Origin of the sequence: Mycolicibacterium parafortuitum (assembly GCF_002086815.1) — a bacterium.
Lineage (GTDB): Bacteria > Actinomycetota > Actinomycetes > Mycobacteriales > Mycobacteriaceae > Mycobacterium > Mycobacterium parafortuitum.
The window spans coordinates 1-1,904 of sequence record NZ_MVID01000057.1 but is presented as its reverse complement, the minus strand read 5'-3'; the positions used below and the strand labels follow the sequence as shown (position 1 = coordinate 1,904).

Sequence of the window (1,904 nt, the reverse complement as noted above, 5' to 3'; positions counted from 1 at the left end):
GGTCGATCATCACCAACAAGCGGCCGGCCGCGGCGTCGAGTTCCTCAGGGCCCAACCCCGACCCCACCTGCGCCAGGTGCGCGTCGGCGGCCGCGCGGGTCTCGGCGTCCACCCAGGACGGCAACCGGTGGTGGAATCTGGCGATGATCTCGACGTGCTCGTCGGAGAGCAGACCGCGAGCCTGGGCGTCGGCGGTGGCCTCCCACACCGGCGCCAGCGGTTGCCCGGTCATCGAGCGCCGCGGCCCCAACATTTCGGCGTGGGTGATCCGACGCCTCGCTTCCTTGCCGCTGACCCGCAACGCGGTCGTCAGCACTTTCTTCCACGACGCGTCCCCGAGCTGGTGTGGTTCGGTGTCGTCCATCAGCCGCGCCAGCACCTGATGCTCCAGCGCCGGGGCCGAACGCAGCACCGTGGTCAACTGGGCCAGCAGCTGAACCAAGTCCCGGTGGGGCAGTTCGTCGACCGCCTTGGCCAGGATGGCGATCTGCTCCTCGATCACCCCGACCGCCTCCGCCACCACATCCATACATCGAACACTAGTGCGGCTCTTCAGGTTTTCGTGGGGAGCGTGACCTGCAGTCCACCGAGGCAGAGGTAGATCATTGAGCTCAGTGTTTGGGCGGAGTGGTGTCCGTATCCGCGGGCGTTGATGAGGCGGATTTTGGCGTTGATGCCTTCGATGAGGGCGTTGGAGATGCCGAGTTCGATGGCGGCGAGGATGGGTTCGAAGTAGATCGTGAATCGTTTGCCGAGTGCGACGAACGCCGGGATCCGGGAGCGTTTGGCGGCGGTGATCCAGGCCTTGAGTAATCGGCGGGCTGTGCCGGGTTCGTGGTCATAGCGGTAGAGGTCTCGAACTTGTTCTTTGAGGGTCCAGGCCCGGCCGATACGGCGGTTGGTGCGGGCGATGTGATTGACCAGGGCGCGCTTGTCGTCGGTGAGTTTGTTCTCCCCGGTGCGGAGCGCCCAACGGGCTGCTTTCCAGTCCGCTGTGGCGTACCCGGGTAGGCGGATGGATTCGGCGTAGACGCGGTCGAGGGCCCGGTTGACCCATTGCATGATGTGGAATCCGTCGTAGCAGATGAGCGCGTGCGGGACTGCGGCGGTGGTGGCACCGGTATAGGCGCGCGAGACATCCATGCTGACTGCTTCGATCTGGGCGAGGGATGACTCAGGTTGGGCGGCATAGAAATTGGTTAAGGATTGTTCACTGCGTCCGGTCTCGATGTCGATGACGGTGCCCGTGTCGTGATCGCCGACGATGGTCAGGTAGTGGTGTGGGTGGCGGTAGCAGATCTCGTCGACGCCGATGCGGTAGAGGGTTTGCAGGCGACGTTGATCAAGGAGTTCGGTGACACCTCGGTTGATGATCGCGGTGACGGTTTCCCAGGCGCAGCGCATCAACGTGGACACCGAGGTCCGGTCGGTGCGTTGGGCCAGCCACAGCACGACGTCTTCGAAATCGCGGGTGTGGCGAGCACCGGGACGGGCCCACGGCAGCTCTTCGGTGATGACGCCGCAGTCCGGACAGTTGATCCGGCGGATGTCGTAGACCAGCCATAGCCGTGCGTGGGCCAGATCCAGGTGGCGCCAGCGCCGGCGGCGCCGGTCATAGACCGCTCGGAGGTGTTTGCCGCAGGGGCAGTGCAGCAAGCGGGCTCGTGGCCGTAGGTGCACCTCGATCTGGCCATCGCCGATGACGACATCTGTCACCGTGGCCCCGGGAATCTGCAGCAAGCGGTTAAATGCAGTACTGACGCGCACGCGGATCGTTTCCTTGTGGTTGAGGTTGGTGTGGTAACCCCGAAACCTAGAGGAACACCGCGTGCGCGTCCTTCACTTCACCCGGTCACTACCGAAATCGTTGAGCCTCACCCAAAACACCCTCTGAGCAGGCAAAA

At 64.2% G+C, this 1,904-nt stretch carries 2 protein-coding genes; both read right to left on the bottom strand.

Annotation, left to right across the window (positions count from 1 at the left end; translation table 11 throughout):
* Positions 1 to 529 (bottom strand): DUF222 domain-containing protein (locus tag BST38_RS28730; RefSeq protein WP_133057270.1); only part of this gene is annotated, 529 nt, incomplete at its 3' end.
* Positions 530 to 552: 23 nt separating this feature from the next.
* Positions 553 to 1,767 (bottom strand): ISL3 family transposase, encoded by a 1,215-nt coding sequence (locus BST38_RS28725; protein ID WP_110782063.1) that lies wholly within the window; start codon positions 1,765 to 1,767, stop codon positions 553 to 555.
* Between the last annotated feature and the right edge of the window lie 137 nt (positions 1,768 to 1,904).